Origin of the sequence: Mesorhizobium comanense (assembly GCF_005503535.1) — a bacterium.
In the GTDB taxonomy this organism is placed as follows: domain Bacteria; phylum Pseudomonadota; class Alphaproteobacteria; order Rhizobiales; family Rhizobiaceae; genus Mesorhizobium; species Mesorhizobium comanense.
Genome location: NZ_SCNN01000014.1, coordinates 115940 through 132136, shown reverse-complemented (window position 1 = coordinate 132136; position 16197 = coordinate 115940). Strand labels below are relative to the sequence as shown.

Below are 16197 nucleotides of genomic sequence, written 5' to 3'. Positions count from 1 at the left end.
AACCATGACGCCGGACCTTCTCTCCAGCCTGTCGCTCTCGACGCCCGAGCTGATCCTTGCCATCGGCGCGCTGGCGCTGCTGATGGTCGGAGCCTATTCGCGCTCCAACACCGCCAACACGGTGACCGGCCTTGCGGTTGCCGTGCTGGTGATATCGGGTGCCTGGCTGATCTTCTCCACGGGGCAGGGCACCGCCTATGGCCATGCCTTCATCCAGGATTCCTTCGCCCGCTTCATGAAGGTGCTGGCCCTGGTCGGCTCGGCGGTGACGCTGGTCATGTCGATGCGCTTTGCCAAGGCCGAGCGTTTCGACAAGTTCGAATATCCTGTGCTGATCCTGTTGTGCACGCTCGGCATGATGCTGATGATCTCGGCCAACGGCATGATCGGCCTCTATCTCGGCCTCGAACTGCAGTCGCTGGCGATCTACGTGCTGGCCGCGATCAACCGCGACAATGTCCGTTCGACGGAAGCCGGCCTGAAATATTTCGTCCTCGGCGCGCTGTCGTCCGGCATGCTGCTCTACGGCATCAGCCTCGTCTACGGCTACACCGGCAACACCGGCTTCCAGGAGATCGCCTCGGCACTTGGCAGCGGCGAACGCCAGCTTGGTCTCGTCTTCGGCCTGGTCTTCGTGCTGGCCGGCCTTGCCTTCAAGATCTCGGCCGTGCCGTTCCACATGTGGACGCCCGACGTCTATGAAGGCGCGCCGACACCGGTGACCGCCTTCCTGGCGGCGGCCCCCAAGATGGCTGCGATGGCGCTGATCGTGCGCGTCACCATGGGTGCGTTCAAGCCGATCGCTTCGGACTGGCAACAGATCATCGTCTTCATTTCGATCGCCTCGATGGCGCTCGGCGCCTTCGCCGCGATCGGCCAGACCAACATCAAGCGGCTGATGGCTTACTCCTCGATCGGTCACATGGGCTATGCGCTGGTCGGCCTCGCCGCCAACAGCCAGGCCGGCGTGCGCGGCGTGGCCATCTACATGCTGATCTATCTGGTGATGACGCTCGGCACCTTCGCCTTCATCCTCGCCATGCGGCGCAAGGAGGGCAATGTCGAACAGATCAGCGATCTGGCCGGCCTGTCCTCGACCAACCCGATCATGGCCACGATTCTCACCATCCTGATGTTCTCGCTGGCCGGCATCCCGCCGCTCGCCGGCTTCTGGGGGAAGTGGTACGTCTTCCTCGCCGCCATCAACGCGCATCTCTACGCGCTGGCGATCATCGGCGTGCTGGCCTCGGTGGTGGGCGCCTACTACTATCTGCGCATCATCAAGATCATGTGGTTCGATGAGCCGGTCGGCGGTTTCGTGCCGATGGCGAGCGAATTGCGCCTCGTGCTCGGCGTGTCCGGCGCCTTCGTGCTGTTTTACGTGCTGATCGGCGGACCGATCGGCACCTATGCCGAAGCCGCGGCCAAGACGTTCTTCTGACGGGATGGCATTTCGGCTGGCCCCAACCTCGGCGTCGGAAGGCTTCCGGCTCGAGGCCCATGACAGCGTCGGCTCCACCAACACGGTGGCGCTCGACCATGCAAGGGCAGGCGACACCGGCAGATTATGGGTCGTTTCCAAGAAGCAGGAGAGCGGGCGCGGACGGCGCGGCCGAGCCTGGGTGTCGCCCGAGGGTAATCTGGCGGCGACATTGCTGCTCATTACCGGCGGTGAGCTTCGCGTTGCCGCGACACTGGGGTTCGTCGCCGGCCTGTCGCTTGCCGACGCGCTCGATGCGGTGGTGCCGAAGGGGCGCATCGCCATCGGTCTCGACGGTGGCAGCCAGGGCCAGAACCGTTTCGAACTGAAATGGCCGAACGACGTGCTCGCATCGGGCGCGAAGCTTGCCGGTATCCTGCTGGAGTCGGCGATGCTCGATGGCGGCCGGTTCGCCGTTGCGGTCGGAATCGGCGTCAATGTGGTGGCACATCCGCCGGATTTGCCGTATCCGGCGACATCGCTTCAGGCCCTGGGCGCGACATGCGACGCCGAAACGCTGTTCCTGGCGCTGTCGGATGCATGGAGCGAGAATGCGCGGCTCTGGGACGAAGGGCGCGGCCTTGCCGCCGTCAGGCGGCGCTGGTTGGCGCGCGCGGCGGGCCTTGGCGGCGAGGTTGCTGTCAGAATTGACGGTAATGTGGTGCGCGGCGTGTTCGAGACCATTGACGAGGACTGCCGTTTCGTGATCCGCGACGGTGAGGGGTCAGTTGTGACGGTTGCCGCTGGCGACGTGCATTTCGGCGCGGTGGCGTCCGCGCGGGTTTGATTTGTTTTTGCGCAATTCCTGTGGGAAAGCCGTTACACACTTTTCCTGGGATTGCTTCAACGGCTTGGCCCGAGGGCCAGGAAGGGAAAAATAATGGCGAAAGCGGAAAACGCCGAACTCGTCTTCGTGCCGCTCGGCGGCGTCGGCGAGATCGGCATGAACTTCGCCCTCTACGGCTACGGGCCGCCGAACGCGCGCGAGTGGATCGTCATCGATGTCGGCGTGACCTTTCCCGACGCGGCGCATCCGGGCGTCGACCTGATCCTGCCTGATACGCGCTTCATCGAGGAGAACCTCGCCAATCTGCGCGGCATCATCATCACCCATGCACACGAGGATCACTACGGCGCGCTGCTCGATACATGGCCGAAGCTGAAGGCGCCGGTGTGGATGACGCCGTTCAGCGCAGGACTGCTGGACGCCAAGCGGCAGGGCGAACAAGGCGCGCCGAAAATCCCGGTGACGATCTACCGGGCCGGCGAAAAATTCACCGTCGGCCCGTTCGAGATCGAGGCCATTCCGGTGGCCCACTCCATTCCTGAACCGATGTCGCTGGCGATCACCTCTCCGGCCGGCACGGTCATCCACACCGGTGACTGGAAGATCGATCCGGAGCCGACGATCGGACCCAAGACAGACGAGGCCCGGTTCCGCGCCTATGGCGACAAGGGCGTTCTGGCCCTGGTCTGCGATTCGACCAATGCGCTCAGGGAAGGCGAATCGCCTTCGGAGGTCGCGGTGGGCGAGGGGCTCAAGGGCGTCATCCAGGCGGCCAAGGGCCGTGTCGCCGTCACCACCTTCTCCTCGAATGTCGGGCGCATCGTTTCCATCGCCCGGGCCGCGCGCGATGCCGGCCGCCAGTGCCTGGTGCTCGGGCGCTCGCTGAAGCGGGTCATCGACGTGGCCGATGAGCTCGGCTACATGGACGGCCTGCCGGAGTTCATCGCCGAGGAGGATTTCGGCTTCATCCCGCGCGAAAATCTGGTCATCATCTGCACCGGCAGCCAGGGCGAACCGCTGGCGGCGCTGGCGAAACTGTCGCGCGACGAGATGAAATCGGTATCGCTCACGGCGGGTGACACGGTGGTGTTTTCCTCGCGCACCATTCCCGGCAACGAAAAGGCGATTCTCGAAATCAAGAACCGCCTGATCGATCTCGGCATCAAGATCATCGAGGACGGCGACGCGCTGGTGCACGTCTCCGGCCATCCACGCCGCAGCGAACTGCGCAAGATGTATGAATGGGTGCGCCCGCAGATCGGCGTTCCCGTGCATGGCGAGGCCGCGCATCTGGTGGCGCAGGGGTCGCTGATGTCGACCTCCGGCATCGGCCAGGTGGCGCAGGTGCGCGACGGCGACATGCTGCGGCTTGCCCCCGGCCCCGCCGCCATCATCGACCAGGTGCCGTTCGGCCGTATCTACAAGGACGGCAATCTGATCGGCACCGACCAGGCGATGGGTATTCGCGACCGGCGCAAACTGTCCTTTGCCGGGCATGTCGCGGTCAATGTCGTGCTCGACGACAAATATGAACTGGCCGGCGATCCCGACCTAGTCGCCATCGGCGTCGCCGAGGCCGATGCGAGCGGCGAGACGCTCGAGGATCTGATGCTCGATGCCGCTGTCGGCGCGGTCGATTCTATTCCGCGCCAGCGCCGGAAGGATCTCGACCTGGTGCAGGAGGCGGTGCGGCGCGCGGTGCGTGGCGCGGCCAACGAGGCGTGGGGCAAGAAGCCGCTGGTCACGGTTTTCGTCACGAGGTAACTGTCCGGCGAGGTCAGACGTTCAGCTGGTAGCTGACCGGAATCCAGCGAAAAGATCCGTCGGCCTGTCCGACATAGCCCAGGCCGGGGAATGGCATGTGGTGGCCCGCGACCAGCAGGCGCTGCTCCGCCGCCATCTTCAGCAGCCGCTTGCGGGTCTCGACCGCACGGTCCCTGTCGTCATCGAAATCGGCATGCCATTCCGGATGCTGGATGGACACGGCATAGTGCAGGAAGGCGTCCGACCAGATCAGCAACCGCTTCCCATCGCTCTCGACCAGAAACGCCAGAAGCCCGGGGGAATGACCGGCCGCGTCGACGGCGGTGATGCCGGGCACGACTTCATCTCCGGGCGCGATGAAAGTCGCGCGCTCCGCCAGGCCGGCGCATATCCGCCTGAACAGGTCACGGTTGGCCAGCCTGGCCGGGCGAACCGCGTCGCCTTCGGTCCAGAAGGCGAATTCGGCCGCGCCGAATATGTGGCGGGCGCGTTTGAAAACCGGTTCGCCATTCCTGACCAGACCGCCAATGTGGTCCGGGTGACCGTGCGTGATGACCACCACATCAATGTCGTCCGGGCCGAGCCCAAGGTCGTGAAGGCAATCCAGAATCGAACTGCCCTCATCTCCGCAGCCCGTGTCGAACAGGACCTTTTGCGAACCGGTATCGATCAGCGTTGGAATGAAACAATGCTCGTACCGATGCCGGTCGATGAAGTTCGAAGCAGCGAGTTCGTCGACCGCGGCCTGCGGTTGTCCGGCAGCGAAAGCCGATGCAAAATTGTCCCTGACATCGGCGGCGTCGAGCAAAGCGGCGGCTTTGAAGGAGCCGAGATCGAAGGCGAAGACGCGGGCGCGGGCAGGGCTGATTTCAGACATTGCCTTTTGTACTTTGCGCTTGCGGGTTGGAACAGCCGGAGATCGTGATTTGGCGGCGACAGATCGAAGTGCGACAGTGCGCCCGTCCTCAACGGCTGTTGATGCCGGTCGATTTGACGTATGACGCCAGCATTGGACGCAGGAGGATTGCTCGCACATGCTGGGACGGCTGAACCATGTCGCGCTTGCGGTGCCGGACCTTGCCGCCGCCGTCGCCACCTATCGCAACACGCTCGGCGCCGAAGTGAGCGAGCCGCAGGCTCTGCCGGAGCATGGCGTCACCGTGGTGTTCGTCAATGTCGGCAACACCAAGATCGAATTGCTGGAGCCGCTGGGCGACGGCTCGCCGATCGCGGCGTTTCTCGAGAAGTTCCCCTCCGGCGGCATGCACCATCTCTGTTACGAGGTCGACGATATCCTGGCCGCGCGCGACGCGCTCAAGGCTTCCGGCGCCCGCGTGCTGGGTGACGGCAACCCCAGGATCGGTGCCCATGGCAAGCCGGTGCTGTTCCTGCATCCGAAGGATTTCCTCGGCACGCTGACCGAACTGGAGCAATCATGAGCTGGGTTTCGTTCACCGCCCTGTTTTTCGCGACCTGGTGGGTGGTGCTGTTCGTCGTGCTGCCGTTCAGCGTCAAAACGCAGGACGACGATCACGATGTGACGCTCGGTACAGTCGCGAGCGCGCCGCGCGGCCCGCACATGCTGCGCGCCGTGATCCGCACGACCATCGTCACGGCTATTGTGATGGGCATTTTCTACGGCCTCACCCACGGCCTGGGCTATAGCCTCAACGACATCCCGCACATCGTGCCGGATTTCGACCAACCCCCCGCAAAATAGGCCGTCCGCGACGCCGTTTCCGACTCTGTGGAAGAGGGGTGCCAGGTCCGCTTATTTCGCGGGCCGCATGTTTGCTGACGCAGGGTAATGTGGGCTGTTAACCCGTTGCGCTAACCAGATGATTGCACAAAAAAAATGCAAGGCACGAGGCCTTGCAATTAAACGCGTCCGATCTGTTTCCGGTTTCCGGCGGCAGCGAGTAACCGCGCCTAGATCGCATCCTCCCAAGACTTTGACCGCGTAGGAGAGCAGATTTTTCTCCGCCCTCTCGGTTATCGCGGCACACTAGCCTAAGCCGAATGAAAATGTCACGAAGAATTTTGCCTCGAAACAGGCATTCTCGTGCTGCACTGCACAATAGTATGGCATGCTTTGCTTTTGAATCGATCAATAAGCATCGGCGGAGCCTTTTGAGCCTCTCCTGAATTGACGCGCGCAAAGAATTGGCGGCCAAACCAGAAGACGTTCGGCTCTCCGCGCAGCCTATGCGAGCCTATTTCGCGACCCCGGCCTCAGCCATCGCTTTTTCGACCATGCCGATCCAGACATCATTGGCGCCCGGCAGGCGTCCTTGAGATTTCAGCCCCGTCAGCATGGCCAGCGCGGCTTTGAGATTCGCCGGAGTGTCGATACCGGCAATGGCAAGCTTGTAATGGCTGAAGGCGGCATCGACCGTGCGCTGCGCATTGCCCGGGTCGGCCTCCAGCTGTGCGCTGGCGATCAGGAAACCGGCCTGATATTCGGCAGCGGCGCCGCTCTTGTCGCCCTTGCTCATCAAGATATCGCCGACGCGGTTGTGGCCAACGGCAAGGTCACGCTGCCACTCGGCATTGTCGTGGTCGAGCTCGGCCAGATATTCCGCAATGGCTTGCGACGAGCGGCGGTCGGCGAGCGCTCCATCAATGTCTCCGGCCTCGGCGCGGGCGTCGGATATCTTGCCCAGCGCAAGCTCGAGGTCGCGCCGCCACAATGTGTTGCCGGGGTCCCGCGCCACCAGCTTTTGCGCGATATCGACGCTGCGCTTGTAGGGTTCGAAAGCCTTTTCATTATGCCCGGTCAGCCGCTGCAGGTCGCCGATCGCGGTGAGGCTGACGGTGATGTCGCGCTGCAGTTCGGTGTCGTCAGGCGTCTTTTTCGCCAGCGCCTCAGTGATCCGCAGGGAAACTTCATACTCTGCGATCGAGCCGTCCAGATCATTGGTCAGCCTGAGCGCCAGCCCGATCTTGGAGTGGCTGACGGCAAGGTCGCGCCGAAAGCCGTCATCATCCGGCGCCTGCTCGACCAGGAATTCAGCCACCTTGAGCGCCGAGCGATAATTGGCCAGCGCGCCCGGTCCGTCACCGGATACCCGCATGACGTCACCGATGCGGTTGAAGCAGATGGCGTAGTCACGCAGATAGCCAAAGGTAGGTTCCTTTTCGAGGATCGCCTTCATCGTGGCGAGAGCCTGCTGGTAAAGGGCAATCGCGCCGGCGCTATCGCCGATCGCCTTCTTGACGTCGGCCACCTTGTTCAGCGCCACGGCAAGGTCGCGTTGGTGGTCGATCTTGTCGGGCTCGGCGGCCGCGCGTTTCTCCGCGGATCGGACCATCGAATCATAGGCTTTGCCGGCTTCCTGCAGATGGCCGACGGTCGTTTCCAGCGTGCCGATGAATTCCCACGACAGTGTCTGCTGGTAGCGTGCCTCGTCCGGTATCGGGAAACCCTCGACATCGGCATAGAGCGCGACGGCCTTGCGGTAGTCCTCGATAGCGAGGTCGTAACGCAATTGCGCCTGCGAGGCGCCTCCGGCGAGGTAATGCGTCGTTGCTTCCGACAGCGTGCGCTCGATGAAGCGACTTTTCAGATCGTCGCGCGATTTGCCGTCGATGTCAGCCGCTTTGCCAAGCAGCGCCCGTGCCTCGTCGAACGAGCCGAGCGCCAGTTGCGCCTCAGCCTGTTGGCGCAACGCGGTCACCTGCGGGTCGGAGGAGGCCAGATTGCGCAGATCGGCCCGGACCTTGATGAAGGCGTCTGCCGCCTCCTTAAGTTTCTGCTGGCGCTGTCTCGGCGCCAGGGCCTTGCCGTCGGACGTGATAAGCGCGGCGTAGAGTGGTGCCAGCGGCATATCCGCGTTCGCGGCCACAGTTTCGACCTCCGAGCGCAGGTCGGGTGTGACGTCGGCCATGGCAAGCAGCAGCCGGTCGCGCTCGGGCAGGGCGTCCTTGCTGGTCTGGGCAGCGAAGAAAAGCTGCGGCAGGCCGCTCTCCACATAGGGAAGCTGCTTGCCGCGGGATTGATCATAGACCTGCTGCTGCACCAGCGTCAGGACGGAGCGAATTTCGAGCCCATCGGTCGGCAGGAACTTCGCCAAAGCGGCGGAAAAGTCCGAGTTTCCGGATGCGCCATCGGAGGCGGTCTGTCCGGGCGCCGCGGAAAAGGCGAACAGGACGTTTTCGGCCCGGCCCATGCGTCCGAGCCCTGGCTTTGCCTCCGCCTTGACCTCGGGAGCGATGGCAACGACTCCTCTTCCTGCACCGGATTGACCGCTGCCGGAGGCGCCGTCTTCGGATTGGCCGAAAGGATCGTTGCGGCATGCGTCGAGAACAACGAGGCCGATCCTGCCGGCCGAGGTCACGGTCTGCCGCACCTCCTCCAGCGCAAGGGTCGTGGCCTTCAGCCGGTCCAGCGAAGACGGATCGGCGTCGACCGGCAGAAGGCGATTGTCCCCTGCGATCTCGACGCCATGGCCGGAGAAATAGATCAGGGCGACATCCGCGCCGGCTGCGTCGTCGCGAAAATCCTCCAGCGCTCGCCGCATGCGCTTCAGGTCGCGGTTGGCTTCGGTGGTGACGTCGAAACCGAGCTTCTGCAACGCGGCTTCGATCGTTCGGCTGTCATTCACTGCGTTTTTCAACGGACGCACATTGCGATAGTCGTCGGCCGCCATGATGAGCGCGACACGCCGCTCCGCATGGGCCGCCGAGGCGAAGAGAATCGCCAGGATGACTGTCAGGAAAAAACGCAATGCCCCGATCCACCCCAAGCCGACGGGATTGCCGCGGCTTTCGGCTTCAAGCTAACCAGCGCGACATCATCCGGCAACAGAGGGATTGCAGGCACGAAGGCGCCGAGGCGACGCCATGCCCGGGTTTCCAATCCGCCATGAAATGGCTATGAAGCCGGGTCAAGCAAGCCTGCGCCGCGCCGATTCTGGCGTGGCCCTTCTCATTCACGGACCAGTCCATGCGTTTGTCGCGCTATTTCCTGCCCATCCTCAAAGAAAATCCCCGCGAGGCCGAGATCGTCTCGCACCGGTTGATGCTGCGTGCCGGCATGATCCGCCAGCAGGGCCAGGGCAGTTTTTCCTGGCTGCCGCTTGGGAAACGGGTGCTGGACAAGGTCTGCAACATCATCCGCGAGGAGCAGAACCGCGCCGGCGCTCTGGAAATCCTGATGCCGACCATCCAGTCGGCCGACCTGTGGCGCGAGAGCGGCCGCTACAACGACTACGGCAAGGAGATGCTGCGCATCAAGGACCGCCAGGACCGCGACATGCTCTACGGGCCGACCAACGAGGAAATGGTCACCGAGATTTTTCGCGCCTACGTCAAGTCCTACAAGGACCTGCCGCTCAACCTCTATCACATCCAGTGGAAGTTCCGCGACGAGGTGAGGCCGCGCTTCGGCGTCATGCGGTCGCGCGAATTCCTGATGAAGGACGCCTATTCCTTCGACCTCGACTTCGAGGGCGCGAGGGCAGCCTATAACAGAATGTTCGTGTCCTATCTCAGGACCTTCACGCGCATGGGCCTGCAGGCCATTCCGATGCGGGCCGATACCGGGCCGATCGGCGGCGACCTAAGCCACGAATTCATCATCCTGGCCGAGACGGGCGAGAGCCAGGTGTTCTGCCACCGCGACTATCTTTCGCTCGCCGTGCCCGGCGCGAACACCGATTTCGCCAATGACGGCGAGATATCGGATATCGTCAAGACATGGACGACGCCGTACGCGGCAACCGACGAGATGCATGACGAGGCGGCCTGGGCAAGCGTACCGGCGGCTGATCAGGTCTCGGCACGCGGCATCGAGGTCGGCCACATCTTCCATTTCGGCGAGAAGTATTCCAAGCCGATGGGCGCCAAGGTGACCGGACCCGACGGCAAGGACCATTTCGCCTCGGGCGGCTCCTACGGCATCGGCCCGTCGCGGCTGGTGGCGGCGATCATCGAGGCCAGCCATGACGAGAACGGCATCATCTGGCCGGAGGCCGTGGCGCCGTTCGATATCGGCCTGATCAACATGAAGGCCGGCGACGCCGAGTGCGACCGCGTCTGCGACGAATTGAACGCCGCCTTCACCGCCGCCGGCAAGGACGTGCTTTATGACGATACCGACCAGCGCCCGGGCGGCAAGTTCGCGACCGCCGATCTGATTGGCCTGCCCTGGCAGGTGATCGTCGGGCCGCGCGGCGTCGCCGCGGGCGAGGTCGAGATCAAGAACCGCAAGACCGGCGAGCGCGTGACGCTGCCGGTCGCCGAGGCGAAAACACGCTTTGGTGCCGCCGCATGAGCGAGGCGGCGGCAGCGAGATCGGCGGGCGCCGGCCCGTTCTCCATCTTCGAACGCACGGTGGCGTGGCGCTATCTGCGCTCGCGGCGCAAGGAGACGGTGATCTCGGTGATCGCCTCGATCTCCTTCCTCGGCATCATGCTGGGCGTGGCGACGCTGATCGTGGTGATGGCTGTGATGAACGGGTTCCGCGCCGAACTGTTGACGCGCATCCTGGGCGTCAATGGCCATCTTATCGTGCAGCCGCTGGATTCGCCGCTGGAGGACTATGCCCAGGTCGCCAGCCGCATCAACGGCGTGGCCGGCGTCAAATACGCGCTGCCGCTGATCGACGGCCAGGTGCTGGCGCAAGGCAATGTCGGCGGCGGCACCGGTGCGCTGGTGCGCGGCATCCGGGGCGAGGATCTGGGCAAGATCGCCATCGTTGCCAGCAACATCAAGCAGGGCTCGCTCGATGGCTTCGACAGCGGCGAGGGCGTGGCCATCGGCAAACGCATGGCGGAGAATCTGGGCCTGACGCTCGGCGATACGATCACGCTGATCTCGCCGGACGGCGACGTGACGCCGCTCGGCACCAACCCGCGCATGAAGGGCTACAAGATCGCGGCGATCTTCGAAGTCGGCATGTCGGAGTATGACAGCTCCATCGTCTACATGCCGTTTTCGGAAGCGCAGCTCTATTTCAACATGGACGGCCGGGCGCAGACGATCGAGATCTATGTCGACAATCCCGACGATGTCGACGCGCTGAAGCCGAAGATCGAGGAAGCCGCACAACGGCCGATCGACCTGGTCGACTGGCGCCAACGCAACGAGACCTTCTTCTCAGCGCTGCAGGTCGAGCGCAATGTGATGTTCATGATCCTGACGCTGATCGTGCTGGTGGCGGCGCTGAACATCATCTCGGGCCTGGTCATGCTGGTGAAGGACAAGGGGCACGACATCGCCATCCTGCGCACGATGGGCGCGACGCGCGGCGCCATCCTGCGCATCTTCCTGATGACCGGAGCGGCGATCGGTGTCACAGGCACCATTGCCGGCGTGCTGCTCGGCGTCGTCATCTGCCTCAACATCGAATCGATCCGCCAGTTCTTCTCCTGGATGACCGGCAAGGTGCTGTTCAATCCCGAGCTCTATTTCCTCAGCCAGTTGCCGGCGAAGATGGATGGGCGAGAGACGACTTATGTCGTCATCATGGCGCTTGGCCTGTCCTTCCTGGCAACGGTGTTTCCGGCTTGGCGGGCCGCTCGTCTCGATCCGGTCGAAGCCTTGAGGTACGAGTGATGGCCGAGGCCGTTATCGAGCTGAAGAGTGTCGAGCGGCACTATGTGCAGGGCCCGCGCAAGCTCACCATCCTGAACGGCGCCGACTTTTCGCTGCGGCGCGGCGAGATGGTGGCGCTGGTGGCGCCGTCGGGCACCGGCAAATCGACACTGCTGCATACGGCAGGCCTTCTGGAACGGCCTGACGCCGGCGACGTGATCCTGTCCGGCCGCGCCTGCGGGCGGCTTTCCGACGACGAGCGCACCTCGATCCGCCGCAACGATGTCGGCTTCGTCTACCAGTTCCATCATCTGCTGCCGGAGTTTTCGGCGCTGGAAAACATCATGATGCCGCAGCTCATCAAGGGGCTGCCGCGCAAGGAAGCGTCCGAACGCGCGGCGCAATTGCTCGATTACATGCAGATCGGCAAGCGCGCATCGCACCGGCCGTCCGAACTGTCCGGTGGCGAGCAGCAGCGCGTCGCCATCGCGCGCGCGGTCGCCAATGCGCCGCTGGTGCTGCTTGCGGACGAGCCGACCGGCAATCTCGATCCGGTCACCGCTTCCTATGTGTTCGAGGCGCTGGAAGCGCTTGTGCGGCAATCGGGACTGGCGGCGCTGATCGCCACCCACAACCACGAACTGGCCTCGCGCATGGATCGGCGGGTCACGCTCGCCGACGGCAAGGTCGTACCGCTGTAGGGCTACTTTATGCCGCTGGCCACTGCTCTCCAATGCCTGGGTGTCGCCGCATGAGCGAGGCGGCGGCTGCGAGATCGGCGGGCGCCGGCCCGTTCTCCATCTTCGAACGCACGGTGGCGTGGCGCTATCTGCGCTCGCGGCGCAAGGAGACGGTGATCTCGGTGATCGCCTCGATCTCCTTCCTCGGCATCATGCTGGGCGTGGCGACGCTGATCGTGGTGATGGCTGTGATGAACGGGTTCCGCGCCGAACTGTTGACGCGCATCCTGGGCGTCAATGGCCATCTTATCGTGCAGCCGCTGGATTCGCCGCTGGAGGATTACGCCCAGGTCGCCAGCCGCATCAATGGCGTGGCCGGCGTCAAATACGCGCTGCCGCTGATCGACGGCCAGGTGCTGGCGCAAGGCAATGTCGGCGGTGGCACCGGCGCTCTGGTGCGTGGCATCCGGGGCGAGGATCTGGGCAAGATCGCCATCGTGGCCAGCAACATCAAGCAGGGCTCGCTCGATGGCTTCGACAGCGGCGAGGGCGTGGCCATCGGCAAACGCATGGCGGAGAATCTGGGCCTGACGCTCGGCGATACGATCACGCTGATCTCGCCGGACGGCGACGTGACGCCGCTCGACACGAACCCGCGCATGAAGGGCTACAAGATTGCGGCGATCTTCGAAGTCGGCATGTCGGAGTATGACAGCTCCATCGTCTACATGCCGTTTTCGGAAGCGCAGCTCTATTTCAACATGGACGGCCGGGCGCAGACGATCGAGATCTATGTCGACAATCCCGACGATGTCGACGCGCTGGAGCCGAAGATCGAGGAGGCCGCGCAACGGCCGATCGACATCGTCGACTGGCGCCAGCGCAACCAGACCTTCTTCTCGGCTCTGCAGGTCCAGCGCAATGTGATGTTCATGATCCTGACGCTGATCGTGCTGGTGGCGGCGCTGAACATCATCTCGGGCCTGGTCATGCTGGTGAAGGACAAGGGGCATGACATCGCCATCCTGCGCACCATGGGCGCGACGCGTGGCGCTATCCTGCGCATCTTCCTGATGGCGGGCGCGGCGATCGGCGTCGCGGGCACGCTTGCCGGCGTGCTGCTCGGCGTCGTCATCTGTCTCAACGTCGAGCGCATCCGCCAGTTCTTCTCCTGGATGACCGGCAAGGTGCTGTTCAATCCCGAGCTCTATTTCCTCAACCAGCTTCCAGCCAGGATGGAACTGGGCGAGACGTTGTCGGTCATTGTCATGGCTCTTGTCCTTTCGTTCCTGGCGACGTTGTTTCCGGCCTGGCAGGCCGCCCGTCTCGATCCGGTCGAAGCGTTGCGGTACGAGTGATGGCTGTCCAACGGCGCTACGCCCTGGACCGCGCAAGCTTACCATCCTGAACGGCGCCGACTCTCGCTGCGGCGCGGCGAGATGGTGGCGCCATCGGGCACCGGGAAGTCGACGCGGCGACAGGGCCACGTCTCATCAACCTTTTCTTAACCCTGCGGAATTGACCGGCCGGGATTCCGTATCCGAGGGCGCTGAGGTCGATTGACTTTGGAACAAAATTAGAACAAATTAAAAACATATCAACAACAGGAGAGAGTTATGACCGATCTGGTTCAGGATGTCATCTCGCTGGTTTGCATGAGCGCGTTTCTCGTTTCCATGGCGATCTGGATCGGAGCCATGTGATCTGGCGGCGCTTGCCGCCGCTGTTTTCTCGGTCGTTGAAGACCGCTCCCGCCGTTAAGTCTTTCTTGCCGCCGCGACGTTAGGGTGCTTCCGAAGGCAGGGAGCAACGTCCAAGTGTCGCCCATCGTCACGGCCATTCTGGTGGCCAGCAATCTCGGGCTGATCTTTCTCTTGATGACCGTGCCGCTCGGTTTGCGCACGGTCAGCGCCAGCCGCGTGATTCCCGCGGACCGGCAGCGCCTCTGGCAGGCGCTGTGGCCGATGGGCAGCGATGCAGGCTGGTCCGGCGAGATTCTGTCGGCGCAGCCGCTGGACGGGGAGGGCGTCGCCCGCATCATGCTGTCGTGGGAAGGCAGCGACGGCAAGCCGATCGAGCGCAGGGCGCGCTTCGACGGCATTGTCGAGGACAGCCGATTCTCGATGCGCGTCGTCGAGGACACCGCGCTCGATAGCTCGTTCTGGAAGGATTACAGCGAAACGGCGGAGCTCGTTTCAGAAGGCGCCGGCACGCGCGTGACGCTGAGCCGTACCGACCGCTACCGGGGCGTCGCCTTCCTCGTGTTCCGCTTCTTCGCCATGCGTCGCGAACTGTCCAAGCTGGAGCGCTGGGCGGTAACGGGGCAGTATCGCAAGGGCGGCTGGTTCGAGCATCCGCTGAGCCAGGTCGGCTTCGCCGTGCTGTCGGCGCTGATCCTGTGGCCCTTTTTCGGCCTGCACCTCGTCGGATTGGCGCTGGCGTCTATCCTGACGTCGGTGGTGGCATTGCACGAGCTCGGTCACATGGCGGCGTTCAGGCTGACGGGCCACCGCAGGGCCCGGATGATCTTCATCCCGCTGCTCGGCGGCATCGCGATTGGCGGACGGCCCTATAGCAGCCGTTTCGAAGTTGCCTTCGTGGCGCTGATGGGAGCGGGTTTTTCCGCCTTCCTGGTGCCGATCGTCATTGCCGCCAGCGCCCTCGCGGGCGGTGAAGGCCACAAGGCTGTCGCCACCCTGCTGGCCGCGCTCGCCGGCTGTGCCGCCCTGTTCAACATCGCCAATCTGGTGCCGGTGTGGAAATTCGACGGGGGCCAGGTGCTGCGCCAGATCTGTCCCGGGCCGATCGCCCTGGCACTGGCTTCCTTCTCGCTGCTCTCGGCCTTCCTGGCGCTTGGCTGGCAGGCGGGCTTTTCCTCCAGCTTCCTGCTCGCGGCCGGTGCGGTTTTCGCCATCCTCAGCCTGCTTACCGTGGGCAGCGGGGTGAAGCCGCGTCATGAGCTGGAGCCGATCCGGACCGTCGACCGTTTTGTGCTAGCGGGCGCATTGCTGGCGGTGTTCGCGATCCACGGATACGGTGTCCTGTGGGCTGCGGCGCAACTGGTCTGATAGCTGCGTAGGGCCGGCAATCGGCCTGGCCGGACCGGAGGTCAGCCGGCCTTGCGAGCCGATTCGGCAGGCAAGGACGCGGCCGGGCCGAATACGTCCTCGAACGCTGATTTCAGAGCCAAGTCGAGGTCGGCCATGGTGACGGGCAGGCCGAGGTCGACGAGGCTGGTGACGCCGTGGTCTTGGACGCCGCACGGCACGATGCCGCCGAAATGGGAGAGGTCCGGCTCGACATTGATGGCGATGCCGTGAAAGCTCACCCAGCGCCGCAGCCGGATGCCGATCGCCGCGATCTTGTCCTCGGCGGGCGATCCGTCCGGCAGCGCGGGGCGGTCCGGCCGCACCACCCAGACGCCGACCCGGTCCTCGCGGCGTTCGCCGCGCACGTTGAAGGCTTCGAGCGTGGCGATGATCCACTGTTCCAGCGCTGCCACGAAGGCGCGCACATCCTCGCGCCGGCGCTTCAGGTCGAGCATCACATAGGCGACCCGCTGGCCGGGGCCATGATAGGTGTATTCACCGCCCCGGCCGGCCGAGAAGACCGGAAAGCGGTCGGGCTCGATCAGGTCCTCGTTACGGGCGCTGGTGCCGGCGGTGTAGAGCGGCGGATGCTCGACCAGCCAGACCAGTTCGCCGGCGGCCCCGCTGCGGATCGCCTCGGCGCGCGCCTCCATGAAGGCAAGGGCGTCGGGATAGGCCGTGAGGCCCGGCTCGATCACCCATTCCACCGGTGCTGAGCCGGGCGAGGGCAGGAACGACGTGGCGATCTGGCTGCGTTCTGGCATGGCTTGTCGTTGTTTCGCTTATGCGTCCCCGTGGCAAGGCCGAAGGCCGGTGCCCGGGGCGGCATGCATCTCCTCTCCATATGGCGATATCGCGCGC

At 64.1% G+C, this 16197-nt stretch carries 13 protein-coding genes; 10 read left to right on the top strand and 3 right to left on the bottom strand.

Annotation, left to right across the window (positions count from 1 at the left end; translation table 11 throughout):
• Window positions 1–4: 4 nt before the first annotated feature.
• From nuoN to FFS37_RS22950, 3 genes are all read left to right on the top strand, one after another.
• Window positions 5–1441 carry an NADH-quinone oxidoreductase subunit NuoN gene (gene nuoN, locus FFS37_RS22960; RefSeq protein ID WP_137933247.1) on the top strand — a complete coding sequence of 479 codons (1437 nt, stop codon included), beginning with the start codon at window positions 5–7 and terminating at the stop codon, window positions 1439–1441.
• A gap of 4 nt (window positions 1442–1445) precedes the next feature.
• A complete protein-coding gene (locus FFS37_RS22955; RefSeq protein WP_137933246.1) occupies window positions 1446–2267 on the top strand; it encodes a biotin--[acetyl-CoA-carboxylase] ligase in 822 nt (273 codons plus the stop codon).
• Window positions 2268–2360: 93 nt separating this feature from the next.
• Entirely contained in the window at window positions 2361–4031 is a 1671-nt protein-coding gene (locus FFS37_RS22950) for a ribonuclease J (RefSeq protein WP_137933245.1), read from the top strand.
• A gap of 13 nt (window positions 4032–4044) precedes the next feature.
• On the opposite strand, the gene FFS37_RS22945 is transcribed toward FFS37_RS22950, so the two are convergent.
• Window positions 4045–4908: an MBL fold metallo-hydrolase gene (locus FFS37_RS22945; RefSeq protein ID WP_137933244.1), complete on the bottom strand. Its 864-nt coding sequence runs from the start codon at window positions 4906–4908 to the stop codon at window positions 4045–4047.
• Window positions 4909–5065: 157 nt separating this feature from the next.
• Here FFS37_RS22945 and mce point away from each other — a divergent pair, with 157 nt between their 5' ends.
• Together mce and FFS37_RS22935 are read left to right on the top strand one after the other, a co-directional pair.
• A complete protein-coding gene (mce, locus tag FFS37_RS22940; protein WP_137933243.1) occupies window positions 5066–5470 on the top strand; it encodes a methylmalonyl-CoA epimerase in 405 nt (134 codons plus the stop codon).
• Window positions 5467–5751 carry a DUF1467 family protein gene (locus FFS37_RS22935; protein ID WP_137933242.1) on the top strand — a complete coding sequence of 95 codons (285 nt, stop codon included), beginning with the start codon at window positions 5467–5469 and terminating at the stop codon, window positions 5749–5751. The genes mce and FFS37_RS22935 overlap by 4 nt, the downstream gene beginning before the upstream one ends.
• 493 nt (window positions 5752–6244) lie before the next feature.
• On the opposite strand, the gene FFS37_RS22930 is transcribed toward FFS37_RS22935, so the two are convergent.
• Window positions 6245–8758, bottom strand: a complete 2514-nt coding sequence (locus FFS37_RS22930) for a caspase family protein (protein WP_137933241.1) — start codon at window positions 8756–8758, stop codon at window positions 6245–6247.
• Between the two features lie 218 nt (window positions 8759–8976).
• Between FFS37_RS22930 and proS the strand changes: the two genes are divergently transcribed.
• The 5 genes from proS (at window position 8977) to FFS37_RS22905 (ending at window position 15315) form a co-directional block, all read left to right on the top strand.
• Window positions 8977–10305 (top strand): proline--tRNA ligase, encoded by a 1329-nt coding sequence (gene proS / locus FFS37_RS22925; protein ID WP_137933240.1) that lies wholly within the window; start codon window positions 8977–8979, stop codon window positions 10303–10305.
• On the top strand, window positions 10302–11588 hold the full coding sequence (locus FFS37_RS22920) for a lipoprotein-releasing ABC transporter permease subunit (RefSeq protein ID WP_137933239.1): 1287 nt from the start codon (window positions 10302–10304) through the stop codon (window positions 11586–11588). The genes proS and FFS37_RS22920 overlap by 4 nt, the downstream gene beginning before the upstream one ends.
• The gene (locus FFS37_RS22915) at window positions 11588–12268 is read left to right on the top strand and encodes an ABC transporter ATP-binding protein (RefSeq protein ID WP_137933238.1); all 681 of its coding nucleotides are present in this window, start codon (window positions 11588–11590) and stop codon (window positions 12266–12268) included. Before FFS37_RS22920 ends, FFS37_RS22915 begins: the two co-directional genes overlap by 1 nt.
• Window positions 12269–12318: 50 nt before the next feature.
• On the top strand, window positions 12319–13605 hold the full coding sequence (locus FFS37_RS22910; protein ID WP_137933237.1) for a lipoprotein-releasing ABC transporter permease subunit: 1287 nt from the start codon (window positions 12319–12321) through the stop codon (window positions 13603–13605).
• A 459-nt stretch (window positions 13606–14064) separates the two neighbouring features.
• Complete coding sequence (locus FFS37_RS22905) at window positions 14065–15315, top strand: site-2 protease family protein (RefSeq protein ID WP_137933236.1); 1251 nt, start codon at window positions 14065–14067, stop codon at window positions 15313–15315.
• A gap of 41 nt (window positions 15316–15356) precedes the next feature.
• Here FFS37_RS22905 and lipB read toward each other — a convergent pair whose 3' ends face one another.
• The gene (gene lipB / locus FFS37_RS22900) at window positions 15357–16100 is read right to left on the bottom strand and encodes a lipoyl(octanoyl) transferase LipB (protein ID WP_137933235.1); all 744 of its coding nucleotides are present in this window, start codon (window positions 16098–16100) and stop codon (window positions 15357–15359) included.
• Between the last annotated feature and the right edge of the window lie 97 nt (window positions 16101–16197).

What these genes read in the sequence shown, in the direction of transcription:
- nuoN (WP_137933247.1), top strand. Translation starts at nt 5, where the DNA reads ATGACGCCGGACCTTCTCTCCAGCCTGTCGCTCTCGACGCCCGAGCTG.
- FFS37_RS22955 (WP_137933246.1), top strand. Translation starts at nt 1,446, where the DNA reads ATGGCATTTCGGCTGGCCCCAACCTCGGCGTCGGAAGGCTTCCGGCTC.
- FFS37_RS22950 (WP_137933245.1), top strand. Translation starts at nt 2,361, where the DNA reads ATGGCGAAAGCGGAAAACGCCGAACTCGTCTTCGTGCCGCTCGGCGGC.
- FFS37_RS22945 (WP_137933244.1), bottom strand. Translation starts at nt 4,908, where the DNA reads ATGTCTGAAATCAGCCCTGCCCGCGCCCGCGTCTTCGCCTTCGATCTC.
- mce (WP_137933243.1), top strand. Translation starts at nt 5,066, where the DNA reads ATGCTGGGACGGCTGAACCATGTCGCGCTTGCGGTGCCGGACCTTGCC.
- FFS37_RS22935 (WP_137933242.1), top strand. Translation starts at nt 5,467, where the DNA reads ATGAGCTGGGTTTCGTTCACCGCCCTGTTTTTCGCGACCTGGTGGGTG.
- proS (WP_137933240.1), top strand. Translation starts at nt 8,977, where the DNA reads ATGCGTTTGTCGCGCTATTTCCTGCCCATCCTCAAAGAAAATCCCCGC.
- FFS37_RS22920 (WP_137933239.1), top strand. Translation starts at nt 10,302, where the DNA reads ATGAGCGAGGCGGCGGCAGCGAGATCGGCGGGCGCCGGCCCGTTCTCC.
- FFS37_RS22915 (WP_137933238.1), top strand. Translation starts at nt 11,588, where the DNA reads ATGGCCGAGGCCGTTATCGAGCTGAAGAGTGTCGAGCGGCACTATGTG.
- FFS37_RS22910 (WP_137933237.1), top strand. Translation starts at nt 12,319, where the DNA reads ATGAGCGAGGCGGCGGCTGCGAGATCGGCGGGCGCCGGCCCGTTCTCC.
- lipB (WP_137933235.1), bottom strand. Translation starts at nt 16,100, where the DNA reads ATGCCAGAACGCAGCCAGATCGCCACGTCGTTCCTGCCCTCGCCCGGC.